Source organism: Paraburkholderia sp. GAS38 (assembly GCF_050434965.1).
GTDB classification, from domain to species: Bacteria; Pseudomonadota; Gammaproteobacteria; order Burkholderiales; family Burkholderiaceae; genus Paraburkholderia; species Paraburkholderia phenazinium_A.
On record NZ_JBNDJO010000010.1, the window covers coordinates 140,322 to 167,152 of the forward strand.

A 26,831-nucleotide genomic window follows, 5' to 3' on the forward strand; every position below is an offset into this window, starting at 1 on the left:
GCCGCCTCACGTCATGCGGTTCTTCGCCAGCGGCGGATTGGCCGCGAAGTACCGCTTGATGCCCTTCAGGATCGCGGACGCCATCTGGTCGCGATAGGCGTCGTCGTTCAGGCGCTTCTCTTCGTCCGGGTTGCTGATGAAGGCCGTCTCGACGAGGATGGACGGAATGTCGGGCGCCTTCAGCACGGCGAAGCCGGCCTGTTCGACCGAGCCCTTGTGCAGCTTGTTGATGTCGCCGATCTCGTTCAGCACGAAGTTGCCGTAGCGCATCGAATCGCGGATCTGCGCGGTGGTCGACATGTCGAACAGCGCGCGGTTGACCGCGGCGTCGTCCGATTTGATGTTGATCCCGCCAATCTGGTCCGACGAGTTTTCCTTGTTCGCCATCCAGCGCGCCGCGGCGCTCGATGCGCCATGGTCCGACAGCGCGAACACCGACGAGCCGCGTGCGAGCGGCGTGGTGAACGCGTCCGCGTGGATCGACACGAACAGGTCGGCGCCGACGCGCCGCGCTTTCTGCACGCGAACGTTCAGCGGCACGAAGAAATCGTCGTCGCGCGTCATCATCGAGCGCATGTTGGGCTGCGCATCGATCTTGGCGCGCAGCTTCTTCGCGATGTCGAGCGCGATGTGCTTCTCGTAGGTGCCCGCACTGCCGATCGCGCCAGGGTCTTCGCCGCCATGACCCGGGTCGATCGCCACGGTCAGGAGACGCACCGTGCCGCTCTTGCCGGACTTCGGTGTGGTGAAGGCGTAGGTGTCGTCGGCGCTGTCGCCGCTATCGCTGTTGTTGCCGTTGTTGTTGGCCAGTGCGCTCGGCGGCGCCGCCGGCTTGCTGGGCGTCGGCGCCTGGGCCAGCGCTCGCGGCGCGGGCACGGGTGCGCTGTGCACGGGCGGCCGCGGCGCATCCGGAGCGCTGCCGTTGTCCTGCGCGTAGCGGTCGAAAAACGCCTCGCTGTTGTCGGCGGTGGGCGGTGTGGTGCCGGGGCCGCTCAACGTGCTGGGCGGCGCGTTATTTTCATCGAGGCGCTGCTGCTTGTGCTCGCTCTGCGCGAGCAAATCCATCATCGGATCCGGTGCGACCGCCGGGTACAGGTCGAACACCAGCCGGTACTTGTACGAGCCGACCGGCGGCAACGTGAACACCTGCGGCTTCACCGAGCCTTTCAGATCGAACACCATCCGCACCACATGCGGTTGATACTGGCCGACACGTACCGCCTGGATCTGCGGATCGTTCGGCGTGATTTTCGACACCAGGTCCTTGAGCGCCTGGTCGAGATCGAGGCCGTTCAGATCGACCACCAGGCGGTCGGGGCCTTGCAGCAGTTGCTGGGTGTTCTGCAGCGGCTGATCGGATTCGATCGTCACGCGGGTGTAGTCGCGCGCCGGCCAGACCCGCACGCCGAGCACCGAGCTGGCCCAGGCGAGGCGCGGCGCAACGAGGCCGAGCACGAGCGTCGAGGCGCCGGCGCGGAGAATCTGCCGGCGCCGCCAGTTATGCGTTGCGGTAGCGGCGGACTCGATCGAGCGAAATGGTTTGATTAACATCTTTCTAGACATGCTTTTCCTGATTCGCTGTACGCCCGGGCAATCAGCAGCCGGCCGTCGCCATCCACATCGAGCGAGAAAACAAGATCCGGCACGCCTAGCAGACCGCCCGCGCGTTGCGGCCATTCGACGAGGCAAACCGCGCCGCTGTCGAAGTACTCGCGAAAGCCGGCGTCGGCCCATTCGGCCGGATCGGTGAAACGGTACAGATCGAAGTGATAGAGCTCAAGTTCCCCATCGGGTCTTTCGACCGCATACGGTTCGACGAGCGTATAGGTGGGACTGCGCACCCGCCCAGTGTGACCGAGGCCGCGCAACGTGGCGCGCACGAGGGTGGTTTTGCCCGCGCCGAGGTCGCCCGTCAGTTGCACCTGCAGGCCGTGAAATGCCGCGTGGCCGCCATGCGCCTGGTGCGCTTTGCGCACGCCCTCGATGGCCTCTGCGAAGCGCACGCCGAACGCACTGGTGGCGGCTTCGTCCGCGAGCGCAAAGTGACGCTCGAGCAGGACGGCGGCAGGCGGTTGGATCGAGAGATCGGAGTTGTCGGGCATTCTCGTAAAATGGCGTGATGAACCGAAGTCCGGAGTCCCCCGTTTCCTGCACGCCTGCGTCCGATGACGATGCGCCTGCCATGCGTCGTTTCGATGAAGCGGCGCTGGCGGCGCTTGCCCTGCGCATCAAGGCGTGGGGCCGCGAACTAGGTTTCGGGGCGGTCGGCATCAGCGATACCGATCTCTCCGCTGCCGAGGCTAATCTTGCCGCATGGCTCGAAGAGGGCTGCCACGGCGAGATGGATTATATGGCTAAACATGGGATGAAACGCGCGCGGCCCGCAGAGCTTGTGGCCCATACGCGACGCGTCATCAGTGCGCGGATGGCCTATTTGCCCGCGCATTTGTCTTCACATTCGCCCTCGCGTTCGTCACCCGCGGAAGAAGCTGGAAAGGCCGGTGAAAGCCCGCAGCAGGAAGGGCGCAACTGGCGCGCCGTTGAGCATGCAAGGCTTGGCGATCCTGCGGCGGCGGTGGTTTCGATCTACGCGCGGGGCCGCGATTATCACAAGGTGATGCGCAACCGCCTGCAGCAGCTCGCCGAAAAGATCGAAGCGGAAATCGGCGCCTACGGCTACCGCGTGTTCACCGATTCCGCCCCGGTTCTCGAGGTCGAACTCGCGCAGAAGGCGGGCGTCGGCTGGCGCGGCAAGCATACGTTACTGTTGCAACGCGACGCCGGTTCGCTGTTTTTCCTCGGCGAAATCTATGTCGACGTGCCGCTGCCGACCGACGCCGAGACTTCTCCGGACGACGCGCCGCAGACGCCCGGCGCCCATTGCGGCAGTTGCACGCGCTGCATCGACGCGTGCCCGACCGGCGCGATCGTCGCGCCTTATAAGGTCGACGCGCGTCTTTGCATTTCCTATCTGACCATCGAACTGAAAGGCAGTATTCCGCCGGATTTGCGCCCGCTGATCGGTAATCGTGTGTATGGCTGCGACGATTGCCAGCTGGTCTGTCCGTGGAACAAGTTTGCGCAGGCCGCGCCGGTTGCCGATTTCGACGTGCGGCACGGACTCGATCGCGCGACGCTGGTCGATCTGTTCGACTGGAGCGCCGACGAGTTCGATACGCGCATGCAGGGCAGCGCGATTCGCCGCATCGGCTACGAGTGCTGGCTGCGCAATCTGGCGGTCGGCATGGGCAACGCGCTGCGTGCCGATCCGGCAAGCTTCGCCGGCGGCGCGCGAGCGGCGATTGTCGACGCCTTGCGCCGTCGTGTGGAAGATCCGTCGCCGCTCGTGCGCGAGCACGTCGAATGGGCGCTTGAAGCCGCGTAAGCAGGCGGCGTACAGTAGCGGGGTTTCGGGCACGGCAGCGCGCATTGCCCCGCGCTCCGCGCCCCGGCCGACGCGAACCGGTCGCGAAGACACATTGGGCAAGTACAGGACCATTGGGCAGGCACATCATGTTCAACGCAGTGATCGACGCGCCGTTCGGCAAGATCGGCATCCGGCTCGAAGCCGAGAAGGTGCGCGAGATTGTCTTTTTGCCGGAGTCGGTGAGCAACGTCGCACCGGAGACGCCGTTGGCAAGGCAAGCGGCGCAGCAGATCGAACGCTATCTGGAGCGTGCTTCGGCGGGCTTCGACCTGCCGCTGGCCGCTGTGGGTACCGCGTTTCAGCAACGCGTGTGGGCGGGCATCAGCGCGATTCCGCCCGGGGTCGTGCTCACCTACGGGCAGCTTGCCAGGGAGGTGGGCAGCGTGCCGCGCGCGGTCGGCCAGGCGTGCGGCTCGAACTATTTTCCGCTGGTGATCCCGTGTCATCGCGTGGTGTCGTCAAGCGGTCTTGGCGGCTTCGCGCATCATGCGAACGACGATTTTTTCCACAACGTGAAGCGCTGGCTGCTGGCGCATGAAGGTGTGCCCTACGCATGAGCGAAGCTATCGTTGCCATCCCTGCTGACGACTCCGCCGCGCCCGCTGCGTCGCCGCTGTTCGTGGCAAGCAACGCCTCGATCGACGCGTTCTGCGACGCGCTGTGGCTCGAACATGGCCTGTCGCGCAACACGCTCGATGCCTACCGGCGCGATCTGCGCCTGTTCTGCGAGTGGCTGGCGCAAAGCCGCAACAGCTCGCTCGATACCGCCAGCGAAGCCGATCTCACCGCCTATAGCGTGGTGCGGCAGAAGGATAAGTCGACCTCGTCGAACCGGCGCCTCTCGGTGTTCCGGCGCTACTACGCCTGGGCCGTGCGTGAGCATCGCGCCCAGGTGGATCCGACGCTGCGCATCCGCTCGGCCAAACAGCCGGCGCGTTTTCCTGCGACGCTGAGCGAAGCCCAGGTCGAAGCGCTGCTTGGCGCGCCCGATATCGACACACCGCTCGGCCTGCGCGATCGCACGATGCTGGAACTGATGTATGCCAGCGGCCTGCGCGTCACCGAGCTTGTCACGCTGAAGACGGTGGAAGTGGGACTTAACGAAGGCGTCGTGCGGGTGATGGGCAAGGGCTCGAAGGAGCGCCTGATTCCATTCGGCGAGGAAGCACATGCGTGGATCGAGCGCTACCTGCGCGAGGCGCGGCCCGCGTTGCTGGGCGCGCGTGCCACCGACGCGCTGTTCGTCACGACACGCGCCGAAGGCATGACGCGCCAGCAGTTCTGGAACATCATCAAGCGTCATGCAGCGGCCGCCGAGGTGCATGCGCCGCTCTCGCCGCATACGCTGCGGCATGCGTTTGCGACGCATCTGCTAAATCACGGCGCCGATCTGCGCGTAGTGCAGTTGCTGCTGGGGCACACGGATATTTCGACCACGCAGATCTACACGCACGTTGCGCGTGAGCGGCTGAAGTCGCTGCACGCGGCACATCATCCGCGCGGGTGATGGGGCTGCCTGGCTAATGCGGCTTCTGTGGTTGACACCGCGAATACGGCTAGCCCGGCCAATCCGGCTAACGCAACGAATGCGGCTGCCGCTGCCGCGAGGCTCGTCGCTCAAACCAGATCGCGCAGCCGATGCTTGAGGATCTTGCCCGTTGACGCCGCCGGCAGCGCAGCGAGCGCCCGAACTTCGGCGGGACGCTTGTACGGTGCAAGACGCTCGCCGCACCACGCGATCAACTCTGCCGGCGTAACCTTGGCGCCGGCCCGCAGTTCGACGAAGGCCACGACCTCTTCATTGCCTTCGACCGCCCGCCCGATCACCGCCGATTGCACGACGTCCGGATGTGCATTCAGCACGTGCTCGACTTCCGCCGGATACACGTTGAACCCCGAACGGATGATCAACTCCTTGCTGCGCCCGACGATGTGCAGGGCGCCGTCCGCATCCTGGCGCGCGAGATCGCCGGTCTTGAGCCAGCCGTCTTCGGTTACGGTCGCGCGGGTCTGCTCCGGGTTGCGGTAGTAGCCGAGCATGACGTTCGGACCACGCACCCACAACTCGCCGATCTCGCCGTGCGCGGCGTCCACACCCTCGAGCGTGACGAAGCGCACCTCGATGCCGGGAATCGCCTGGCCGACCGAGCAATCGCTGCGCGGCGCATCGAGCAAGGTCTGCGCGACAGTGGGGCTGCTCTCGGTCATGCCGTAGCCGTTGTGCAGCGTGAGACCGTAGACGCTTTCGACATGGGCCTTCAGCGCCGCGTCGAGCGGCGAGCCGCCCGAGTAGGCAAAGCGCAGATGCGGCGCGGACCACGCATGACCGTGCATCTGCAGATGTTCGAGCAGCTTGGCGTGCATCGCGGGGACGCCCTGGAAGATCGACACGCGCTCTTCGGCGAGCGCGCGGCGCACGGCTTCGGGCGCGAAACGCGGCGCGAGCCGCAAGGTGGCGCCGGCATACAGGCTGCCGAGGCACACCGAGGCGAAACCGTAGACATGCGACATTGGCAGGACGGCGTACACCACATCGTCCGGGCCGACACTGCGCAGGCCGCTCGAAATCGCCGCGATAAACAGCAGGTTGCGATGCGACAGCATCACGCCCTTGGGCGCGCCGGTGGTGCCCGTGGTGTAGATCAGCGCGGCGCACTGACGCTCGCTTGCGGCCTCGACCGGTTCTGCCGCGACGGTGTCGTCAAGCGTATAGGCCCACGCGCCGATATCGGGCGCGAGCGCGGGCGCCGTAACTGCGCCATGGCGCTGGGCGTGTTGCTGCGCGTCGGGCGAGCTTTCCACGGCATAGGCGATGAGGCGCGGCCTGGCGTGAGCGCGGATTGCGTCGAGCTCGGCGGCGGACAGGCGCGCGTTCGAGACGAGTGCCCACGCGTCGAGCGCAGCGGTGGCGAACAGCAGCACGACCTGCACGATGCTGTTTTCCGCCACGATCATCACGCGGTCGCCGCCGCGAACGCCCGATTCGCGCAGCAGCGCGGCGGTCGCCTCGACAGCTTCGAGCAGTTGCGCGCTCGTCAGACGGCGCGCATCTTCGATCAGGGCGACGTGCTGCGGATCGCGCGCGGCGGCCAGCGCCGGGATCTCGGCGATGCGCCGCGGTAGCGCCGCCAGCAGGCTGGGAACGTGGATGGCGCGGCGCGCGGGCGAGTCGAGGGTCAACGCTGTCTCCTTGAAACGGTAGGGTATCCGTACGCGTCGCGCCGGATGATTTACGAACGATCGTGCCACAGTGGCCACAGGCGCACAATTGGCCGTTCGGCAAATAGCCGTTGTGCGAGGTCGCTATTACAATGCGCCGATGAGCAAATCCAGACACGTCTCCGAAACGCCTGCCACTCAGTTTTTGCGCCGCCATGGCGTCGCGTTCGGCGAACATCCTTATGATTATGTGGAGCACGGCGGCACCACGGAATCGGCGCGCCAGCTCGGTGTCGACGAGCATCGGGTGGTCAAGACGCTCGTCATGGAAGACGAGCACGCCAAGCCGCTGATCGTGCTGATGCACGGCGACCGTACCGTCTCCACCAAGAACCTTGCGCGGCAGATCGGCGCGAAGCGCGTCGAGCCGTGCAAGCCCGAAGTGGCGAACCGGCACTCTGGCTACCTGATCGGCGGCACCTCGCCTTTCGGTACCCGTAAGGCGATGCCGGTGTATGTCGAGTCGAGTATTCTCGAACTCGAACAGATCTGGCTGAACGGCGGGCGGCGCGGCTTTCTCGTCAGCATTGCCCCCGCCGTGCTGACTACGCTGCTGGCCGCGAAACCGGTGCAATGCGCGAGCGTGGATTGAGGACCACCCAACTTCCGGCTCCGCGTCAGCATTGCTCGAAAAGGGTCAGGTAAACCCGCGTAGCCCGGCGTTTTCGTGCCGGGCCTCTGCAAAAGTGGCTGGCCGCGCCGGTCCGGTTGGGTAGAATGTTCGCCGTTTCGTTCGTGCCGTGGGGTGCATGTTGCACCTGTTGCACCTGTTGCACCCGTCGCGCTTTCCGATACCTATAAGAGTCCCCAGATGCAAAACCTGATCGTCGCCGTCGTCGCTTATCTGATCGGTTCGGTGTCGTTTGCCGTGATCGTCAGTGCCGTGATGGGCCTGGCCGACCCGCGCTCCTACGGTTCGAAGAATCCCGGCGCCACTAACGTGCTGCGAAGCGGCAACAAGACGGCCGCGGTCCTCACGCTGGTGGGCGACGCGTTCAAGGGCTGGCTCGCCGTCTGGCTCGTGAGCCACTTCGGTCCGCATTACGGCCTTGACGATACGGCGATCGCGCTCGCCGCGATTGCCGTGTTCCTCGGCCATCTGTATCCGGTTTTCTTCCGCTTCAAAGGCGGCAAGGGCGTCGCGACGGCCGCGGGCGTGCTGCTGGCGATCAACCCGGTGCTTGGCATCGCCACGTTGCTGACCTGGCTGATCGTTGCGTTCTTCACCCGCTATTCGTCGCTGGCGGCGTTGGCGGCTGCGGTGTTCGCGCCGCTCTTCGACGGCTTCCTGTTCGGCGCGAACATCATTGCGCTGGCGATCGTCGTGATGAGTTCGCTGCTGGTCTGGCGCCATCGCGGCAACATCGCGAAACTGATGGCGGGGCAGGAAAGCCGCATCGGCGACAAGAAGAAGGCCGAGGCTCAGAAGAAGGCCGAAGCGCAGACGGCCGCGAAGCGGCACTGAGGCTGAAGCGGGCGGGGGCAAGCGGGGACACTGCGGGGCGGGGTCCACACGGCTCCACGCGGCGCCGGGCGGCGCACCGCGACTGTCTCAAGACCGCTGAGTGCCCCCGAGCGGCGCGATTGAGCGCCGGCTTCACCCCCTCGCCTGAACGCCTTGGTCGCGCACCTTAGTCGCGGAAGTTGTTGAAGTCGAGCGGCGTATCCGTGACGTCCTTGCGCAGCAGCGCGATCACGCTTTGCAGGTCGTCGCGCTTGGTGCCGTTCACACGCACCGCGTCGCCCTGAATGCTCGCCTGCACCTTGATCTTGCTGTCTTTCACGAGCCTGACGATTTTCTTCGCCAGATCGCCCGAGACGCCTTTCTTCACGGTGACGACCTGCTTGACCTTGTCGCCGCCGATCTTCTCGATCTTGCCGTAGTCGAGGAAGCGCACGTCCACGTTGCGCTTGGCCATTTTCGACACCATCACGTCCTTGACCTGGCCGAGCTTGAAGTCGTCGTCGGCATACAGCGTCAATTCGTGTTCCTTGTGCTCGACCCGCGCGTCCGACCCCTTGAAGTCGAAGCGGGTTGAAATTTCCTTGTTGGACTGCTCGATCGCGTTCTTGACTTCGATCATGTTGGCTTCGCAGACGACGTCAAACGATGGCATTGCTCTCTCCCAATAGTGCGGCGGTGCGTGGCGCCGCCGGACGGCTGCGCACGACGCACTCGCTATAATCACGAACCGGACGTCATTTTACCGACGCCTTACTCTTTTGCCCAAGGCCGCTGCGGATGATCACCCGGCCTGCGGCAGACGGCCCTCACATTTCGATGTCCCCGATGTCCCACCAGCCCGACTCCACTTCTTTCCTCGCCGACTTTCGGCTGCAGGCGCACAACACGTTTGGTTTCGATGTCCGCGCGCGCCTGGCATGCCGCGTCGAGCACGAGGCGCAACTGCTGGCCGCCGTGCGCGACCCGCGTGCGGCGGGCCTGCGCCGTCTGGTGCTGGGCGGCGGCAGTAACGTTGTGCTGACCGGCGACTTCGACGGCCTCGTGCTGCTCGTCGCACTGCGCGGCCGCCGGCTCGCGCGCGAAGACGACGAAGCCTGGTACGTCGAAGCAGCCGCTGGCGAAAACTGGCACGAATTCGTGGCCTGGACCCTGGCGCAAGGGATGCCCGGACTCGAAAACCTCGCGCTGATCCCCGGTACGGTGGGCGCGGCGCCGATCCAGAACATCGGCGCTTATGGCCTGGAAATGTGCGAGCGCTTCGCGTCGCTGCGCGCGGTCGAACTAGCCACCGGCGAGGCGCGTGAACTCGACGCAGCCGCTTGCCGGTTCGGCTATCGCGACAGTTTTTTCAAGCGCGAAGGGCGTGACCGCTTTGTGATTACGTCGGTGACCTTTCGTTTGCCGAAGGCCTGGGTGCCGCGAGCGAGCTACGCGGACATCGCGCGGGAACTGGCCGCTGAGGGTCATGGTGACACATCGCCGGACGCGCAGGCGATTTTCGATGCCGTCGTCGCGGTACGGCGCGCGAAATTGCCCGATCCGGCGCAACTCGGCAATGCGGGTAGCTTCTTCAAGAATCCGGTGATCGACGCCGTGCAGTTCGACGCTTTGCAGCAGCGCGAGCCGGAGGTGGTGTCTTACCGGCAGCCGGACGGTGCGGTGAAGCTCGCCGCGGGTTGGCTGATCGACCGCTGTGGCTGGAAAGGGCGCGCCATGGGTGCGGCGGCCGTACATGAACGCCAGGCGCTGGTGCTGGTGAATCGCGGCGGGGCGAATGGTGCGGAGGTGCTTGCGCTGGCGCGGGCCATTCAGCACGACGTGCGCGAGCGGTTTGGTGTTGAACTGGAGGCGGAGCCGGTCTGTTTGTAGGCCAGTGCGCAGCACCGTGGCGCTTGACTTCGCTCACGCAAAATCAAGCGCCGACGGAATGCTCGTCGCCAACCTGCTTTCAGCGCATACGGCTCCGAGCGCGGCGCGTGCGTGGATGCCCGCCTCGTAATCGGGCCCCGTCGCGTCTCACGCAGACCTTGCTCAGTGGTTCAGCTTGCCGAGCAAGAGAAATTCCATCAAAGCCTTTTGCACATGCAGGCGGTTTTCCGCTTCGTCCCACACGACGCTTTGCGGTCCGTCGATCACTTCCGCGCTGACTTCCTCGCCACGGTGGGCCGGCAGACAGTGCATGAAGAGCGCATCGGAATTGGCGCGCGCCATCATCTCGGCATCCACGCACCAGTCGGCGAAGGCCTTCTTGCGCGCTTCGTTTTCCGCCTCGAAACCCATGCTGGTCCAGACATCTGTGGTGACCAGATCGGCGCCGGCGCAAGCCTCGTTCGGATCGTCAAATTCTTCGTAGAACGGGGCGCTTTCGGCTGCCACCATCGCACGGTCGAGCTTGTAGCCCGGCGGCGTGGACAGGCGCAGCTTGAAGCCGAGAATCTGCGCCGCTTCGATCCACGTGTAGAGCATATTGTTGGCGTCGCCGACCCATGCCACCGTCTTGTCGCGAATCGGACCGCGATGCTCGAAATACGTGAAGATGTCAGCCAGCACCTGGCACGGGTGATACTCGTTGGTGAGGCCGTTGATGACCGGCACCCGCGAATTCTCGGCAAAGCGCTTGAGGATGTCCTGACCGAACGTGCGGATCATGATGATGTCCACCATGCGCGAGATTACCTGCGCCGCGTCTTCGATCGGCTCGCCGCGGCCCAGTTGGGTGTCGCGCGTGCTCATGAAGACGGCATGGCCGCCGAGCTGGAAGATGCCCGCTTCGAACGACAGGCGCGTGCGCGTCGAGTTTTTCTCGAAGATCATCGCGAGCGTGCGGTCGTGCAGCGGATGGTAGGTCTCGTAGTTCTTGAACTTGCGCTTGAGAATGCGCGCGCGTTCGAGCACGTACTCGTAGTCTTCCAGCGAGAAATCGTTGAACTGCAGGTAGTGGCGAATTTTCTTGGCGGTCATGAAACAAATACGGCGGTCTCACCCGGCGAAATTGCCGGACGGCGCCGCCGTCGTTTGTGGTGGAGGGTAGCCCCCCTTCCTTACGGAAGAGGAGCCCCCTTGGAACCGGACTTGCGACTTTCACCGCATCCGGCTCGAGCCTATCGACGAAGCTCCCCTATTGGAGAACCGGCTTAGTTACAACAACATTCAGGTTATGCACTTGCTGGTGGCAATGCGGGTGCAGGAGAACACGATTAGACAGCGCGTCCGAGCCGCCATGCATCCGGTATTCCAGATGATGATCATGCCAACCCGTTTCCTCTGTCAACTCCGTGCCGCACAGCGCACACAATCCACCTTGAGACATATACAGCGTAACCCATTCGCGCCGGTACGACATGGATTGCTCCAGCCGCGCCTGTCGAAGTTGTTCGCCGTACTGTTCCCACTGCGGGTCGAAAGGATTGTATGCTCCCTTGACCTTCTTGTGCCGCTGAATCGGTGTACCGGTGATCTGGTACAGCTCCAGTAAGCCCTTACTGCCGTCATCTTTCACCACAGGAGCGGCGAACACCCAATTCCGCGCCCCAACCGAATGGAAATATTTCTTCCTGATCCAGTCGCGGTTCTTCTGCGGATGCCGCCGTTTCGACCACCGCCAGAGTCTCTGAAAAATCAGGTACTCCATGCGGCTGTACGTCGCCTTGGCTACCACGGGGCGGTGATACTGCGCCCAACCACGTAGCATCGGGTTCAGCAAGCGAATCAACTCCTCTTGCTTTACCGTCTTGTTGCCGCTAATCACTTCCACCACCTTGCGATAGAACGCTTGCGCGTTCTTCTTGCCCGGCTTGATAAGTAGCGTTCCCTGATACTTACGGAAATGCCACCCAAGGAAGTCGAAGCCGTGGTCAATATGGACGATCCGCGTCTTTTCCTCAGATAGTTGCAGCCCTCGTACAGCGAGGAATGCTTCGATCCAAGGTCGGACTTCAGTCTCCAGCACCTCTTGCGACGTGCCAGTTATCACAAAGTCGTCCGCGTACCTTACAACATTGACTTTTAGCTTCTTCGCCTTCGCGAGACCAAACTTTGCACCGAGGTGTTCGGCAAGTTCTCGTTCCAGTCCGTTCAGCGTCACGTTAGCCAACGTCGGGGAAATAATGCCCCCCTGCGGCGTACCGGCTTCAGTCGCCTGAAGCTGGCCCTTATAAATCAAGCCAGCGTTCAACCACTTCCGGAGGATCGCTTTGTCCATCAGGACGTGGCTTTCCAACCAGCCATGGTTGATATGGTCAAAGCAGCCCTTAATATCGGCCTCCAAAATCCAAGCAGCGGAAACCTTCTTGGACGTCGAGAGAAATATTTGGGCCATGGCATCGGCCGTCGAACGATTCTTCCGAAACCCATACGAGTTCGGATCGCTCGTCGTCTCCGCCACCGGCTCCAAGGCGAGTAAGTACAGAGCCTGCATCGCTCTGTCCAGCATGGTGGGGATGCCCAACGGGCGCATCTTTCCATTCGCCTTGGGGATAAAGACCCTCCGTAATGGCAGAGGCCTATATCCACGCCTTTTCAACCTACCGACAGCAAGCCATCGGCTTTCAGGCGTGTCCCATAGCTCGCGATCGACTCCAGCCGTTCGCTTGCCTTGGTTTTGCGTAACGCGTCGTACCGCCCACAACTTGGCGGACAACGTGCGGGTTAGCATCCGTTGCAGTGCCTTCACTCTGCGCCATTTGCCTTCCTGCGAAGCCTTCGCAATTCGAATCTGCATCCCTCTCACGTTCCTTTCAACCCGCTGCCAATCTACGGCGTGCCAGTTGTCCAGCGCGTGGGAAAGCGCAGATCCATCCTTCCGAATGGATACTTTCATGCTGCTCTCCTTCTCGAAAAATAAAAATCCCGAGCAGGAGAACGGAGTTGTCCCCTTGTGGGAGCCAACTTCGCTCCCACAAGGGAATCCAAATAGATGTCGGTGTACTGCAACCGACCCAGGTATCGAGTCAAAGGGTAGTCAGCCGTCTTGCGACGGTAGACCAGACGGAAGTCTGCCCGCTTTCGCGTGAGATAATGTTGCTACCTCTATCCGTACCATTACAGTTCGGCGTTCGCTTTTTCCGTCCTCCCATACCTGCACGGCCAACAGTGTTCCTTGCGGTTCACCTGCCAGAGACTTTCGTCCCCGGCAGCAGTACAGGCTTACCACGTTCCCTGTCTGTCACACGACTGGTTTAGGGCCTGCCTATTCCCCGGTGGTTGTAAACGACGACGTAACCCGACGAGTCAACGAGTTAGCCAACCACGTACCTTTTGGTCAGTGCCAGTAGCAGCTTCGGCACAACGCGTGCTTACGAGGTTTATCAGCAGTTCACATATGTTGCCCATGCCAGCCAGCCTAGCTCCTCAACCCCCTTGCTGCTGGGAGTCTTCAAGACAATACCTCACGGTTTCGCCTTGCCCGATGCCGGGGGCTACGTTGTCAGGAGAGCTTCACACCTCACCGTTGCCAGTGACGCATGTCTCCGTAGGCTACTGCTAGTCGCATAACAGGTTCGCTGCCTACCAATGAATACAGCCGGTAGGTTGAACAATGACAGACAGAGCTTTCGCTCGCGTCGTACATGAAAAGACGGGCAGTGTTACCCGATGAAATGCTTCGCCAAGCCAGCAGCCACCACGCTCGCAACCGCTAAGCCACCGACGAACCAACGAAGATCGTCGAGTCTTTTAGCAATACGACCGAGGTGAGCTCTCATCTCGACAAACCCATCCACAATGGATGCGATGTCGCGACGGACTGCATTTACACCGTACTGGTCCCGCTTGTCCATGTTGACCACCTTTGTGAGACGGGAGACTGTCTCTCAGGGAACCCCAGACCGGCGAACCGATCTCACGGCCTATGTATAGACGTTAGAAGTCTACCAAGGGGACGAACCGTGACTTACTACGGGCGCTGAGATTGTTTAAGGAAAGCTCGGCCTTTCCAAAGGCTTGATTTTTAGAGAGGTTGTCTCCTCTACACGACTACTGCGAGCGTCGTGTCGCACAACTCGATGCAGCATAAAGGATTTTCACCCGTTTGACGAGCTAGCCGGACGGCAGGGCGGCGATTCCTGGACGAGCACAGGACGCGTAGGAGAGTTCTTGTGTGCGGTGCGGAAAGAGGCCCGCTGAGCTATAATCTCGGGGTTTCCCAAAAGCCCGGCAAGCAGGTTCCACGCTTGCTGGACACGGCTCGCGCGCCCGGAAGGCTTTCCTCGCGGTGCGCCGTCATGACGATTGCCGAGGTGGCCTTTGTCGGCACCGCGGCCCTTGGCGGCGAGGTCCGCGAGGTCGTGTACGACGTGTTCAGTTAGCCGTTCAGGCAGCCGCATTCGCTGGCATTGTGCTGGGCAGTCACACAGGTATCCCTACATGGCCGAATCAGCTCCAACCGAATATTTCATTCAGGGCATCACTTCGAACGGAAAGAAGTTTCGGCCGAGCGACTGGTCGGAGCGCCTCGCCGGGGTCATGTCCATGTTCGGGCCGGGTGTGAGAAAAGGGCCGAACGCCTACATGCAGTACTCGCTGTACGTCCGCCCTACGATGCTCGACGATCTCAAATGCGTCATCCTCGACTCGCGGCTGCGCGATATCGAGCCGATGGCCTTCGACTTCGTCATGAACTTCGCGAAAGACAATGATCTGCTGGTGACCGAGGCCTGCGAATTGCCGCCGGAGCACGGCACGCAACAGGCGCTGAAGGCGAAGTAACACAGAGCGTGCTACGCCGGCAGGCAGCCTGACTCAGCGGCGGCGAGGAAACTCGAGTCGCAAGGCAAATGGAAATGATGAAACCCGCAAAGAGCGGGTTTTTTTGTGCCCGGCTTTGTGCTCCGCGACCGGGCAGGTCTGCTGGGCGCGCGTAAGGCGCTTGCCTCGGACACAAAAGCAAACAAAAAAGCCCGCCGAAGCGGGCTTTCATGACGCAGCGGAAACAGGAGGTAGCCCACCGAAGCGGGCTGACCGGATTTACTGCGCTGCGGGCGCTTGCAGACCCTTGATGGCTGCAGCGAGGCGGCTCTTATGGCGAGCTGCCTTGTTCTTGTGAACGATTTTCTTGTCGGCGATGATGTCGATCGTCTTCGACGACGACAGGAAGATCTCAGCGGCCTTGGTCTTGTCGCCGGCGTCGATCGCCTTGCGAACAGCCTTGATAGCCGTGCGGAACTTCGAGCGCAGCGCCGAGTTGTGCGAGTTTGCTTTCGCGGCCTGACGGGCGCGCTTGCGTGCTTGTGCGGAGTTAGCCATGACGGTTCCTTATCCTGTTCCTGTTTCCAGTACCTGACCTTCAAGTGGCCGGGCGCTGCTTTTAGATCGAACCCTTGGAAGCGATTGCCCAAGAGCGCAAAAAGTGTCGAAATTACTGACGAATCTACTGATTCGCTACGCGAATCAGGCCCGTTTCAGCAGACATTCAGAGGGTGCTTAGGGTACGCACCGGAGGCACACGAATGCTGTCCGAAAATTGATCGAGCGTCGAAACCGGCGATTATAGCAACAAAAACAGGCACGTGGCAAACGAAAATACGGGGTCCGGCGTGTGGGCGGCCCCGCCGGCCGTACGCCATTCCCCGGCGTGTGTCCCACAAAACGAAAGCTCAAGCGAAAGCCCGAGCGAACGTCTGGCCGACAAATCGGTCCGATTCGGGTCCCGGCTGATCGTCCGCACCTGCGGCACCCGTATAATAAGCGCCCCATGAATCTATTCCGAGCCCTGCTGACGGTCAGCGGCTTCACGCTGCTGTCGCGCGTGACCGGACTGGCCCGCGAAACGCTGATCGCCCGTGCGTTCGGCGCCAGCCAATTCACCGACGCGTTCTACGTCGCCTTTCGCATTCCCAACCTGCTGCGTCGCATTTCCGCGGAAGGCGCGTTCTCGCAGGCGTTCGTGCCGATTCTTGCCGAGTTCAAGAATCAGCAGGGACATGACGCGACCAAGGCGCTCGTCGACGCAACCTCGACTGTGCTCGCCTGGGCGCTGGCCATCCTCTCGCTGATCGGCGTGGTGGGGGCCTCCGGCGTGGTGTTCGTGGTGGCCTCCGGTCTGGCGCACGACGGCCAGGCGTATCCGCTCGCCGTCACGATGACGCGCATCATGTTCCCGTACATCGTGTTCATTTCGCTGACGTCGCTGGCGTCGGGCGTGCTGAATACTTACAAGAACTTTTCGCTGCCCGCTTTCGCGCCGGTGCTGCTGAACGTGGCGTTTATCGTCGCGGCCGTGTTCGTCGCGCCGCATATGAAGACACCGGTCTATGCGCTGGCCTGGGCGGTGATCGTCGGCGGCGTGCTGCAGTTCCTCGTGCAGTTGCCCGGCCTCAAGAAGATCGACATGGTGCCGCGCATCGGCTGGAACCCGGTGCGCGCGCTCGCGCATCGCGGCGTCAAGCGGGTGCTGTCGAAGATGGTGCCGGCCATGTTCGCGGTGTCGGTGGCGCAGATCAGCCTCATTATCAACACCAACATCGCGTCGCGCATCGGACCGGGGGCGGTCTCCTGGATCAACTACGCCGACCGGCTGATGGAGTTCCCCACCGCGCTGCTGGGCGTCGCGCTCGGCACGATCCTGCTGCCGAGCCTCTCCAAGGCCCACGTCGACGCCGATCCGCACGAGTATTCGTCGCTGCTCGACTGGGGGCTGCGGGTCACGTTTCTACTGGCCGCGCCCAGCGCGATTGCGCTGTTTTTCTTCGCCGAGCCGCTGACGGCCACGCTGTTCCACTACGGCAAGTTCGACGCCCATTCGGTCGTGATGGTCGGACGCGCGCTGGCGGCGTACGGCGTCGGCTTGATCGGGCTCATCCTCATCAAGATCCTCGCGCCGGGCTTCTATGCGAAGCAGGACATCAAGACGCCGGTCAAGATCGGCGTGGGTGTGCTGGTCGTCACGCAGTTGAGCAATTTCGTCTTTGTGCCGATCTTTGCGCATGCCGGCTTGACGCTGAGCGTTGGGCTCGGCGCCTGCATGAACGCGCTGCTGCTGTTTATCGGCTTGCGCCGGCGCGGCATCTATATGCCGTCGAGCGGCTGGCTGGTTTTCTTCGTGCAGATGATCGGCGCGTGCCTCGTCCTCGCGGGGGTGATGCACTGGTTTGCCATCAGCTTCGACTGGATCGGCTTGCATGCCCAACCGCTCGCGCGCATCGTATTGCTCGCAGCGTGCCTCGTTCTGTTTGCTGCGCTATATTTCGGTATGCTCTGGCTGATGGGCTTCAAGTACGCGTATTTCAGAAGGCGAGTGAAGTGATCACGACGACGCGGGTTCTCGACTATTTCAGCACGCTGGTCGCCGAAGACGACAGTCTGCCCCTGACCGAGGCAGCGCTCTCGCTTGCACAGGATGCTTATCCCGATCTCGATCTGCAAGGCACGCTCGCCGAGCTCGACGAGCTGGTGGTGCGCCTGCAGCGCCGCATGCCGGCCGACGCCGACATCAAGCAGAAGGTCGGCATTCTGAACCGCTTTTTCTTCCGCGAGCTGGGCTTCGGCAGCAACCTCAACGATTACTACGACCCCGACAACAGCCATCTGAACGTCGTCCTCAAACGGCGCCGCGGCATTCCCATTTCGCTCGCGGTACTGTATCTGGAGATGGCCGAGCAGATCGGCATTCCTGTGCGCGGCGTGTCGTTTCCCGGGCACTTCCTGCTGCGCGTGACCACGCCCGATGGCGACGTGATGCTCGATCCGACCACGGGGCATTCGCTGTCGGAGTCGGAGATGGTGGAGATGCTCGAGCCGTATGTGGCGTCGGCGGGCGAGTCGGTGAGCCGCGCCTTGCGGATGCTGCTGCAACCGGCCACGCGCCGCGAGATCATCGCGCGGATGCTGGGGAATCTGAAGTCCACCTATCTTCAGACGGAACGCTGGCAGCGCTTGCTGGCCGTTCAGCAGCGTCTTGTGATTCTGCTGCCGGAGAGCATCGAGGAAATCCGCGACCGCGGTTTCGCTTATGCGCGGCTCGATTATCTGCGTCCGGCGCTCGAAGATCTCGAACGCTACCTCGGCGATCGGCCTGACGCTGACGATGCAACGGTCGTCGAATCGCAGTTGCACGAGTTGCGGCAGCGCACGCAGCATAACGATCGCGATTGAGGCGGTTTTGCCGGCGCGGCGACGCACCTGGTGCGCGGCCGCTGCGGCCAACCGGCCCCAGTTAGCTCATACGAAAGACCCAAAGTAAAACGCCTGCGACGCGCATCGAGCGCACCGCAGGCGTTTTACTTTACTTTGGGCAGTGCGTGGACGATGCATCCTGCCCAGCAAGCCGTATTACTTCGGCTGCATCCGGATCGCACCGTCCAGACGGATCACTTCGCCATTGAGCATCGGGTTGTCGAAGATCTGCTTGGCCAGCATGGCGTACTCGCCTGGTTTGCCGAGGCGCGGCGGGAACGGCACCATCGCACCGAGGGCATCCTGCACCTCCTGCGGCATGCCGAGCAGCATCGGCGTTTCGAAGATGCCCGGTGCAATCGTCATCACACGAATGGCGTTGCGCGACAGATCGCGTGCGATCGGCAGCGTCATGCCCACCACGCCGCTCTTCGATGCCGCGTACGCGGCCTGGCCGATCTGGCCGTCGAACGCCGCGACCGATGCCGTGTTGATGATCACGCCGCGCTCGCCCAGCGCGTTTGGCGCGTTCTTCGCCATTGCCGCCGCGGCGAGGCGGATCATGTTGAAAGTGCCGATCAGGTTGATCGAGATCGTGCGCGTGAACGACTCGAGCGGATGCGGCCCGTCCTTGCCGACGGTCTTGATGGCCGGCGCCACGCCCGCGCAGTTGATGAGGCCGCGCAGCGTGCCGAGTTTGACGGCGGCATCGACGGCCTGGATGGCGTCTTCCTCGCGGCTCACATCGCACTTGACGAACACGCCGCCCAACTCCTGGGCGAGCGCTACGCCGGCGTCCTGATTGAGGTCGGCCACCACGATCTTGCCGCCTTCCGCGGCGAACAGGCGCGCAGTTGCCGCGCCGAGACCGGATGCACCGCCGGTGATCAGGAATACATTGTCACGAATCTCCATGTCTTCTCCTTTGCTTCAGTTCGGTAATCGTCACGATCGAATATCTTTTCGATAGTCGATTGTAACGGCTGTGCTGCAGCGCGGAAAGCGAAAGGGCAGGGCGGCTGCACCGGCGTGGTGCGTTGGGAGAATGCCCAGTTTGATTCGGATAACTGAGTAAATGAAGCGTGGCGTACACGCGGCTACGGAACCGGCGAGATACGGAAATGCGGGACATGCCGAGTATTTGCCGCTGGAATAAAAAACCCGCCCATGCGGGCGGGTTGTCTGATTGACGAGCAGCAGCGCCAGTCGACGTGCCGCTTGTCATTCATGCCATCTTGCTTACTTCAGCGCATCGAACACGCGTGCGCGGATCTCATCCACGCTGCCGAGGCCGGAAATCGCGCGATACTGCGGCGCCTTCAGGCTGCTCGATGCATCGCCGTTCTTCGCCCACGTGGTGTAGTACTCGATCAGCGGCTTGGTTTGCGCCTCATACACGTCGAGGCGCTTCTTGACGGTTTCTTCCTTGTCGTCGACACGCTGGATCAGCGGTTCGCCCGTGACGTCGTCGACATTCTCGACCTTCGGCGGGTTGAACTTGACGTGATACGTACGGCCCGATGCAGCGTGCACGCGGCGGCCGCTCATCCGCACGATGATCTCGTCGAACGGCACGTCGATTTCCAGCACGTAGTCGATCGCGACGCCTGCATGCTTCATGGCTTCCGCTTGCGGCAGCGTGCGCGGGAAACCGTCGAACAGATAGCCGTTCGCGCAGTCCGCTTCCTTCAGGCGTTCCTTGACGAGGTTGATGATCAGCTCGTCCGACACCAGTTCGCCGGCATCCATAAAACGTTTCGCTTCAATGCCGAGCGGCGAGCCAGCCTTGACGGCCGCACGCAGCATGTCGCCGGTGGAAATTTGCGGAATGCCGAACTTCTCTTTGATGAAGGTCGCCTGAGTGCCCTTGCCCGCTCCGGGAGCACCCAACAGGATCAAACGCATGTGATATCTCCAGATCTATGTGAATTCTTTCGCGGCGCGACGCTTTAAAGCTCTTGCGAGCTTATCTGCACGTTGGGTTCAGGGGGCCTGCATCGAACTGGCCGCCATGCGCCTTGCGCTGCACGTCGAGGAGGACGGCGCTGCAAGGGGGATAGCGGGACGACCGGGCAAACCCTGACGAACGATCATTGCAGATGGTGCGCACAACCGTTTGATTATGCCATGGGTTTTTACGCCGACGGACCGAATAACGACCTTACGCGGGCGAGATCGGCGGGCGTGTCGACGCCCGGCAGCGGGACTTCCGGCGTGACGAGGACGGCAATCCGCTCGCCGTGCCACATGGCGCGCAACTGCTCGAGCGCTTCGACCTGTTCGATCGGCGAGTGCGTGAGGCTCGGGTACGAGCGCAGAAACTTTGCACGGTATGCATACAGGCCGATATGCCGGTAGACCGTTGCCGGCGCAGGCGGCGCGGGCATGGCGGCGACGTCCGGCCAGTGTGGCTGATAGGCGTCGCGGGCCCACGGAATCGGGGCGCGCGAGAAGTACAGCGCGACGCCGCGCGCATCGAGGACGACCTTCACGACGTTCGGGTTGAAGATCTCGGCGGGGTCGGTGATCGGATGCGCGGCGGTGGCGATGGCGCAGCCGTGGCTTGCCGCGAGGTGCGACGCAACGCCGCACACCAGCGCCGGATCGATGAGCGGTTCGTCGCCCTGCACGTTGACCACGATCGTGTCGTCGCTCCAGCCGAAATGCGCGGCGACTTCCGCGAGACGGTCGGTGCCCGACGGATGGTCGGCGCGCGTGAGCATCGCTTCGATGCCGTGTTCGCGGGCAACGTCGAGTACCGATTGCGCATCCGATGCAATCAGCACGTGCTGCGCGCCCGAGGCGAGTGCGCGTTCTGCGACGCGCACGACCATCGGCTTGCCGCCGATATCAGCCAGCGGCTTGTTGGGCAGACGGGTCGAGGCCAGCCGCGCCGGAACGACGGCGATGAAGGGCGGGGTGGCGGGGGCAGTGGCTTGGGTCATCGGAAGGGCGGAGGCTGGACCGGAACAGGGCGCGCGCAAGCGTGGCGCGCCGGCGAAAGCGAATGAGGCGACGGACAGGCCCTCAGCGCAGATTGCCGTGAGGGCCTCGCGGCCTTACGCGCCGGGCGTGGGTTGGCCCGCCCCGGGATTCAGCGGCTCCACCGGCGTGCCTTCGACCGTTTGACGGGCTTCGTCCACCAGCATCACGGGAATGCCGTCGCGGATCGGATAGGCCAGCTTGTCTGCGTTGCAGATGAGTTCCTGCGCCGGACGATCGTAGCTGAGCGGGCCCTTGCAGATCGGGCAGACGAGAATTTCAAGCAGGCGAGCGTCCACGGAGTTTCTCCACAACTAATTCAATGAGGCGATGATCGAGCGCGGCTTCAACCGGGACCACCCAGATGCGCGCATCGTGCCAGGACCCCAATTTTACCGCATCCTTTTCGGTGATCAGGATTGCGTCGGCATCGACGTCCGCGAATGGATTGCTGCTGAACGCGTAGTGATCGGGCAGCGCGCGGGTGTCGGGCGTCAGGCCTGCCGCGCGCAGCGTCGCGAAAAAGCGCTCCGGCGCGCCGATGCCGGCCGCGGCCAGCACGCGATCGCCGCTGAACTGGGCGAGCGGACGGCGCAACGACGGGTTGCCGAGATGCCACGCGTCGCCGGGCGTGAGGGTGAGCGCGAAGCTGTTCGGCCACGGCGGTAAGGTGCGGTCGTACGGGTTGTTGATCAGCGTCGCGTCGCGGTGGCGCGAGAGCGGCTCGCGCAGCGGGCCGGCCGGCAGCAGGAAACCGTTGCCGCCGAGGCGATGGTCGAACACCACGATTTCGGCGTTGCGCGCGAGGCGGTAATGCTGCAGGCCGTCGTCGCTCACGATCACGTCGACTTCGCGATGCGCGGCGCACAGCGCCTGCGCGGCCGCCACGCGATCCGGACAGACCCACACCGGCGCGCCGGTGCGGCGGGCGATCAGCAACGGCTCGTCGCCACCATCCTGCGGCGACGAGGCCGGTGTGACGGCAGTCGGCCGGCCGACGCGCGCGCCATAGCCGCGCGAGACGACGCCGGGATGGAAGCCGGCGCCACGCAGCGCTTCGACAAGCGCGATCACGGTGGGCGTCTTGCCGGTGCCGCCGACCGTCACATTGCCGACCACCACCACCGGCACGCCGACGCTCACCCGCTTGAGCCAGCCGAGCGAAAAGGCGGCGCGCCGCGCGGCGGCGATCGTGCCGAATACGCAGGCGAATGGCAGCAGTGCCCAGGCGAGCGGGCCGCGCTGTTGCCACTCGCGGGCGAGGCGCGTTTCGATTTGGGCTTTGACGTCGCTCATGCGACCGACACCGGCGTGCGCAGCAACGGCGGCGCCGATTCGGATGAAGACGACGTGATGCACGGGGCAAGTATCAACGCGTTTCTCCAGGCAAAACCAGCAAAACAGAAAGGCAAGCCGTGGCGGCGAGCAGACGACCCCACGCGGCTCATGATGCCCTTGAACCCGGCACTCTAGCGTGCGGGTGTCGTGCGCGGCAAGTCGCGAGGGTCGCACACGGGCGCGCGGGCGCAACAACTGAGGTCTCGGCAGCCTGTGGATAACTTTGTGGAGAACCCGGTATCGGCGAGGCTGGAAAGGCCGTTCTGCGCGGCTCCTGTCGGCATACATTGGTATTAATGGGATATAAAGTCTATATAAATCAACAGCTTGATTCGATGCCACTGGGCTCCGCGCGCCCCTTGACAGCACTCCGAAAGCTTCTCCTGGCATGTGGACACTTTTAACAATTGGTACGACGCGCTGGACGTGGATGGCCGCTCGGTCTATCGTCTGTCCGGCCTGTCATCCCTATTCCTCGCATGAACTCCGAAAGTCCTTTTTCGTCCTCGGCCACCTCCGGCGGCGACGTCGTCGTGCCGGTGTCGGCGCTCAACCGCGCCATTGGCACGATGCTCGAACGCTCGTTTCCGCTCGTCTGGGTGGCGGGGGAAGTGTCGAATTTCACCCGCGCGGCCAGCGGCCACTGGTATTTCTCGATCAAGGACGCGCAGGCGCAGATGCGTTGCGTGATGTTTCGCGGCCGCGCGCAGCACGCCGAGTTCACGCCGCGCGAAGGCGACCGGATCGAAGTGCGTGCGCTCGTCACGATGTATGAGCCGCGCGGCGAACTGCAGCTCAATGTCGAAGCGGTGCGCCGTACCGGGCAAGGTCGGCTTTACGAAGCGTTTCTGAAACTCAAGGCGCAACTCGAAGCAGAGGGGCTTTTTGCCGCCGAGCGCAAGCGGCCGTTGCCCGCCCATCCGCGCTCGATCGGCATTGTCACGTCATTGCAGGCCGCCGCGTTGCGCGACGTGCTGACCACGCTGCAACGGCGTGCCCCGCATATTCCGGTGATCGTCTACCCGGCGCCCGTGCAAGGCGTGGGCGTGAGCGCGAAACTCGCGGCGATGGTCGAAACGGCGAATGCGCGGCGCGAGATCGATGTGCTGATCGTGTGCCGCGGCGGTGGTTCGATCGAAGACCTGTGGGCCTTCAACGAAGAAGTGCTGGCGCGCGCGATTGCCGAAAGCCGGGTGCCGGTGGTGAGCGGCGTCGGTCACGAAACCGATTTCACGATTGCCGACTTCGCCGCCGACGTCCGTGCCCCGACGCCCACCGGTGCCGCCGAACTGGTCAGTCCGCAACGCGCGCTGTTGCTGCGCGATCTCGATCACCGTCACGCCACCTTGGCCCGCGGCTTTGGCCGCATGATGGAGCGGCGCGCGCAACAGCTCGACTGGCTTGCGCGCCGGCTTGTCTCACCGTCCGAGCGGCTCGCGCGGCAACGCACGCATCTGCAGCAACTCAGCGTGCGGCTCGCTTCGGCGGGTGCGCGTCCGGTGCGTGATGCCCGAGCACGGTTTTCGCTGCTGCAGATGCGCTGGCAACGCTGGCGTCCGGACCTCGCCGCTCATCGTGCAGCAGTGAATACGCTGGCGCAGCGGCTGGACGACGCGGTGCTGCGCCAGCATGAACGCCAGACCGCTCGTGTGACGACGCTCGCCGCGCGCCTCGAAGTGCTGAGTCCGCAGCGCACGCTCGAGCGCGGCTATGCGGCCTTGCTCGACGCGAACAACGGCCGTGCGGTGCGCGCGCCGGCCTCGCTGAAGCCCGGGCGGCACCTCACCGTGCATCTTGCCGAAGGCGCTGCCGACATCACGCTGGCCGACGTGCAGGCACGTTTGGCGGACGGCTTCTGATACGTGCCCCGGGCTCCGGCCCGGGTCGTACATTTGACCGTGGCAAGGGCATTGCGCGAGCACTAATTACGTTATTTGGGCGGGTTTTCTGCGCATGCCAGACATAAAGTCCGTTGGTTTGCGGGGTTATTCCAACTCGCCTACAATCGAGTGCTCTACAGCGTTATCCTCAGACTGACCCCCCACAAACAGATAGAAGGAAAGCACCATGGAACATACGCTCCCGCCGCTGCCGTTTGCAAAAAACGCCCTCGTCCCGAACATGTCGGAAGAGACGCTTGAGTATCACTACGGCAAGCATCACCAGACCTATGTGACCAACCTGAACAATCTGATCAAGGGCACGGAGTTCGAGAACCTGTCGCTTGAAGAGATCGTCAAGAAGGCAACCGGCGGCCTCTTCAACAATGCTGCACAAGTGTGGAATCACACGTTCTTCTGGAACAGCCTGTCGCCGCAAGGTGGCGGTGCACCGAAGGGCGCGCTCGGCGACGCGATCAACGCGAAGTGGGGCTCCTACGACAAGTTCAAGGAAGAGTTCGCCAAGACCGCAGTCGGCACGTTCGGCTCGGGCTGGGCATGGCTCGTGAAGAAGGCAGACGGCTCGCTCGACCTCGTGTCGACCAGCAACGCTGCTACGCCGCTGACCACGGACGCGAAGGCACTGCTGACGATCGACGTGTGGGAACACGCGTACTACATCGACTATCGCAATGCTCGTCCGAAGTTCGTCGAAGCGTACTGGAACATCGTGAACTGGGCTTTTGCCGAGAAGAATTTCGCGTAAGGTTCGAAGCGGCTCCAGCTGAACGAGGGGCCGCAGTAGCGTTTGAAAATAGCCGTGACAATGAAGGCCCTCCAATGCGAGGGCCTTCTGCTTTTTCAGCGCCGAGCGGCGACGAAGCCGCTCGCTTTGCATGGCCATCCTCGGGCCGCGCTGCCATGCACATTCCGCAACCTCCTCATGAAAATAATGCAATGGCTTTATGGCGCCAGTTGACTTCAAATTGGTACGGTCATTCTATTTTCCGCCCTGCTCGGCGCCCTTGCCGGACCCGGCACGCAGGATCTGAGAGAACGATCGCGCACATCGCCTTCATGCGGTGTGCTGGAGACAGCGGTCGGGTGGTATCGCAGCGATGCAATCAAGTCCGCAGCAAGCGGCTATCAAAAAGAGGAGACATGCATGCGTTTGATCAGTCAGGGTATTTGCGGGGCCACGCTGGTGCTTGCCGCAGGCAGTGCAGCGGCGGCTGATTCGAGTGTGACGTTGTACGGTGTGGCCGACACCTTCGTCCAATACCTCGACAATGGCGGTAATCATTCGTTTTCCGAACGAAGTGGCGGCGCCACCGGCTCGCAGTTCGGCCTCAAGGGCAACGAGGATCTGGGCGGTGGCCTCGCCGCGCAGTTCGACGTTGAGACCGGCTTTAACATCAACAACGGCACCTTGTTCGCCGATACGTCGACGCTGTTCTACCGGCAAGCCTGGGTTGGCCTGAACGATTCGAAGTACGGCTCGCTGACGATGGGCCGCCAGTACGAGCCCAGCTTCCGGGTGGTGTACCCAACCGATCCTTACCGCGCGAACGAGGTCCTGTCACCGTTCTCCGCGGCCGTGCTCGCTGTCGACAAGAAAACGCTCTCGACACAGTACGACTCCGGCCGCGCCAGCAACTCGATCCTCTACCAATCGCCGAACCTGGGCGGCCTGCAGCTTTACGGCATGTACGCGTTCGCGGCCACCGTCACGCAGCCGGTGCCGGCGACCACCGGCAATATGCTGAACCTGGGCGCGAGCTATTCGGGCTACGGCCTGTATGCGGGCGTCGCCTACGTGAATCAGCATCCGGGGCAGGAGACCATTGCCGGTCTGCCGACTGCGCTGAGTCTGCTCGGCACCGAGCACTTCATCGGCGCGCTTGCGTACCGCGTGGGGATCGTGAACTTCCAGTTCAACTACTCGTATCAACGTGCGCAGGACCCGTCTGCGCGGTCCCTGGCGGCGGTGCTCGGCACAGCGCACTCGCTTAGCATCGCCGAGCTGGGCGCGACGATCCAGGCAACGGCCGCGGATACGATCGAGATCGCAGGGGTCCAGCGCAGCGTGCGTGGCGCGCATGACAATGCGCCGGGTATCCAGATCGGCGCCGATCATTCGATCTCCAAGCGCACGAGCTTCTATGTTCGCGCCGGCTACATCAAGAATAACGGCAGCGCGACGGTAAGCTGGCCCGGCGACACGGTGAGCGAGCCAGACACCAAGCAGGTTCTGGCGACGGTGGGCATGACGCATCGCTTCTGAGCGGTGGCGTTGAACGGCGATTCGCTTGAGGCGTGCGCACGTGTTGTTTCGCGTGCGCTCTCATGCCGTGTGAGCCGGCCCGTGCTGCGGTCGTGTGGCTTCGATTGGGCGGCGCGGCATCGAAGC

At 63.1% G+C, this 26,831-nt stretch carries 25 protein-coding genes; 12 read left to right on the forward strand and 13 right to left on the reverse strand.

What is annotated here, in order from left to right:
- Positions 1-6: 6 nt before the first annotated feature.
- Together P3T42_RS22965 and tsaE are read right to left on the reverse strand one after the other, a co-directional pair.
- Positions 7-1,563 (reverse strand): N-acetylmuramoyl-L-alanine amidase, encoded by a 1,557-nt coding sequence (locus P3T42_RS22965; RefSeq protein ID WP_074300631.1) that lies wholly within the window; start codon positions 1,561-1,563, stop codon positions 7-9.
- Positions 1,545-2,102 (reverse strand): tRNA (adenosine(37)-N6)-threonylcarbamoyltransferase complex ATPase subunit type 1 TsaE, encoded by a 558-nt coding sequence (gene tsaE, locus P3T42_RS22970; protein ID WP_429307333.1) that lies wholly within the window; start codon positions 2,100-2,102, stop codon positions 1,545-1,547. Before tsaE ends, P3T42_RS22965 begins: the two co-directional genes overlap by 19 nt.
- A gap of 17 nt (positions 2,103-2,119) precedes the next feature.
- Here tsaE and queG point away from each other — a divergent pair, with 17 nt between their 5' ends.
- From queG to xerD, 3 genes are all read left to right on the forward strand, one after another.
- Positions 2,120-3,385: a tRNA epoxyqueuosine(34) reductase QueG gene (gene queG, locus P3T42_RS22975; RefSeq protein WP_429307334.1), complete on the forward strand. Its 1,266-nt coding sequence runs from the start codon at positions 2,120-2,122 to the stop codon at positions 3,383-3,385.
- Positions 3,386-3,513: 128 nt separating this feature from the next.
- The gene (locus tag P3T42_RS22980; protein WP_074300628.1) at positions 3,514-3,984 is read left to right on the forward strand and encodes a methylated-DNA--[protein]-cysteine S-methyltransferase; all 471 of its coding nucleotides are present in this window, start codon (positions 3,514-3,516) and stop codon (positions 3,982-3,984) included.
- A complete protein-coding gene (gene xerD / locus P3T42_RS22985) occupies positions 3,981-4,934 on the forward strand; it encodes a site-specific tyrosine recombinase XerD (protein WP_074300627.1) in 954 nt (317 codons plus the stop codon). The genes P3T42_RS22980 and xerD overlap by 4 nt, the downstream gene beginning before the upstream one ends.
- A 110-nt stretch (positions 4,935-5,044) precedes the next feature.
- Here xerD and P3T42_RS22990 read toward each other — a convergent pair whose 3' ends face one another.
- Entirely contained in the window at positions 5,045-6,607 is a 1,563-nt protein-coding gene (locus P3T42_RS22990) for a class I adenylate-forming enzyme family protein (RefSeq protein WP_429307335.1), read from the reverse strand.
- Positions 6,608-6,746: 139 nt separating this feature from the next.
- Here P3T42_RS22990 and ybaK point away from each other — a divergent pair, with 139 nt between their 5' ends.
- Together ybaK and plsY are read left to right on the forward strand one after the other, a co-directional pair.
- A complete protein-coding gene (ybaK, locus tag P3T42_RS22995) occupies positions 6,747-7,238 on the forward strand; it encodes a Cys-tRNA(Pro) deacylase (protein WP_429307336.1) in 492 nt (163 codons plus the stop codon).
- Positions 7,239-7,457: 219 nt separating this feature from the next.
- Positions 7,458-8,111, forward strand: coding sequence for a glycerol-3-phosphate 1-O-acyltransferase PlsY (gene plsY, locus P3T42_RS23000; protein ID WP_429307337.1), 654 nt, complete (start codon positions 7,458-7,460; stop codon positions 8,109-8,111).
- A 166-nt stretch (positions 8,112-8,277) separates the two neighbouring features.
- Here the strand turns inward: plsY and P3T42_RS23005 are convergent, their stop codons facing one another.
- Entirely contained in the window at positions 8,278-8,763 is a 486-nt protein-coding gene (locus tag P3T42_RS23005; RefSeq protein ID WP_074300623.1) for a YajQ family cyclic di-GMP-binding protein, read from the reverse strand.
- A 173-nt stretch (positions 8,764-8,936) separates the two neighbouring features.
- On the opposite strand from P3T42_RS23005, the gene murB reads away from it, so the two are divergent.
- On the forward strand, positions 8,937-9,980 hold the full coding sequence (gene murB / locus P3T42_RS23010; protein ID WP_074300622.1) for a UDP-N-acetylmuramate dehydrogenase: 1,044 nt from the start codon (positions 8,937-8,939) through the stop codon (positions 9,978-9,980).
- Positions 9,981-10,142: 162 nt separating this feature from the next.
- On the opposite strand, the gene argF is transcribed toward murB, so the two are convergent.
- The 3 genes from argF to P3T42_RS23025 all read right to left on the reverse strand — a co-directional run bounded on the left by argF (position 10,143) and on the right by P3T42_RS23025 (position 13,888).
- Positions 10,143-11,072: an ornithine carbamoyltransferase gene (argF, locus tag P3T42_RS23015; protein WP_074300621.1), complete on the reverse strand. Its 930-nt coding sequence runs from the start codon at positions 11,070-11,072 to the stop codon at positions 10,143-10,145.
- Positions 11,073-11,229: 157 nt separating this feature from the next.
- On the reverse strand, positions 11,230-12,930 hold the full coding sequence (gene ltrA, locus P3T42_RS23020) for a group II intron reverse transcriptase/maturase (RefSeq protein ID WP_074300620.1): 1,701 nt from the start codon (positions 12,928-12,930) through the stop codon (positions 11,230-11,232).
- Positions 12,931-13,696: 766 nt separating this feature from the next.
- Positions 13,697-13,888: a hypothetical protein gene (locus P3T42_RS23025; RefSeq protein ID WP_074300619.1), complete on the reverse strand. Its 192-nt coding sequence runs from the start codon at positions 13,886-13,888 to the stop codon at positions 13,697-13,699.
- Positions 13,889-14,474: 586 nt separating this feature from the next.
- Between P3T42_RS23025 and P3T42_RS23030 the strand changes: the two genes are divergently transcribed.
- Positions 14,475-14,816 (forward strand): DUF3579 domain-containing protein, encoded by a 342-nt coding sequence (locus tag P3T42_RS23030; RefSeq protein WP_074300618.1) that lies wholly within the window; start codon positions 14,475-14,477, stop codon positions 14,814-14,816.
- Between the two features lie 258 nt (positions 14,817-15,074).
- On the opposite strand, the gene rpsT is transcribed toward P3T42_RS23030, so the two are convergent.
- A complete protein-coding gene (rpsT, locus tag P3T42_RS23035; RefSeq protein ID WP_429307338.1) occupies positions 15,075-15,353 on the reverse strand; it encodes a 30S ribosomal protein S20 in 279 nt (92 codons plus the stop codon).
- Between the two features lie 448 nt (positions 15,354-15,801).
- On the opposite strand from rpsT, the gene murJ reads away from it, so the two are divergent.
- Both murJ and P3T42_RS23045 read left to right on the forward strand, forming a co-directional pair.
- The gene (murJ, locus tag P3T42_RS23040; RefSeq protein WP_074300616.1) at positions 15,802-17,352 is read left to right on the forward strand and encodes a murein biosynthesis integral membrane protein MurJ; all 1,551 of its coding nucleotides are present in this window, start codon (positions 15,802-15,804) and stop codon (positions 17,350-17,352) included.
- Positions 17,349-18,200: a SirB1 family protein gene (locus tag P3T42_RS23045; RefSeq protein ID WP_429307339.1), complete on the forward strand. Its 852-nt coding sequence runs from the start codon at positions 17,349-17,351 to the stop codon at positions 18,198-18,200. The genes murJ and P3T42_RS23045 overlap by 4 nt, the downstream gene beginning before the upstream one ends.
- Positions 18,201-18,377: 177 nt before the next feature.
- Here the strand turns inward: P3T42_RS23045 and P3T42_RS23050 are convergent, their stop codons facing one another.
- The 5 genes from P3T42_RS23050 to lpxK all read right to left on the reverse strand — a co-directional run bounded on the left by P3T42_RS23050 (position 18,378) and on the right by lpxK (position 22,499).
- Complete coding sequence (locus P3T42_RS23050; protein ID WP_429307340.1) at positions 18,378-19,136, reverse strand: SDR family NAD(P)-dependent oxidoreductase; 759 nt, start codon at positions 19,134-19,136, stop codon at positions 18,378-18,380.
- A 324-nt stretch (positions 19,137-19,460) separates the two neighbouring features.
- Complete coding sequence (gene adk, locus P3T42_RS23055) at positions 19,461-20,126, reverse strand: adenylate kinase (protein WP_074300613.1); 666 nt, start codon at positions 20,124-20,126, stop codon at positions 19,461-19,463.
- A 230-nt stretch (positions 20,127-20,356) separates the two neighbouring features.
- Positions 20,357-21,166, reverse strand: coding sequence for a 3-deoxy-manno-octulosonate cytidylyltransferase (gene kdsB, locus P3T42_RS23060; RefSeq protein ID WP_429307341.1), 810 nt, complete (start codon positions 21,164-21,166; stop codon positions 20,357-20,359).
- 114 nt (positions 21,167-21,280) lie between these two features.
- The gene (locus P3T42_RS23065) at positions 21,281-21,502 is read right to left on the reverse strand and encodes a Trm112 family protein (protein ID WP_074300611.1); all 222 of its coding nucleotides are present in this window, start codon (positions 21,500-21,502) and stop codon (positions 21,281-21,283) included.
- Positions 21,483-22,499, reverse strand: a complete 1,017-nt coding sequence (lpxK, locus tag P3T42_RS23070) for a tetraacyldisaccharide 4'-kinase (RefSeq protein WP_074301748.1) — start codon at positions 22,497-22,499, stop codon at positions 21,483-21,485. The genes P3T42_RS23065 and lpxK overlap by 20 nt, the downstream gene beginning before the upstream one ends.
- A 521-nt stretch (positions 22,500-23,020) precedes the next feature.
- On the opposite strand from lpxK, the gene xseA reads away from it, so the two are divergent.
- From xseA to P3T42_RS23085, 3 genes are all read left to right on the forward strand, one after another.
- On the forward strand, positions 23,021-24,400 hold the full coding sequence (gene xseA, locus P3T42_RS23075) for an exodeoxyribonuclease VII large subunit (RefSeq protein WP_429307342.1): 1,380 nt from the start codon (positions 23,021-23,023) through the stop codon (positions 24,398-24,400).
- 208 nt (positions 24,401-24,608) lie between these two features.
- A complete protein-coding gene (locus tag P3T42_RS23080) occupies positions 24,609-25,187 on the forward strand; it encodes a superoxide dismutase (RefSeq protein WP_074300609.1) in 579 nt (192 codons plus the stop codon).
- Positions 25,188-25,586: 399 nt separating this feature from the next.
- Positions 25,587-26,705, forward strand: coding sequence for a porin (locus P3T42_RS23085; RefSeq protein ID WP_074300608.1), 1,119 nt, complete (start codon positions 25,587-25,589; stop codon positions 26,703-26,705).
- Positions 26,706-26,831: the final 126 nt, after the last annotated feature.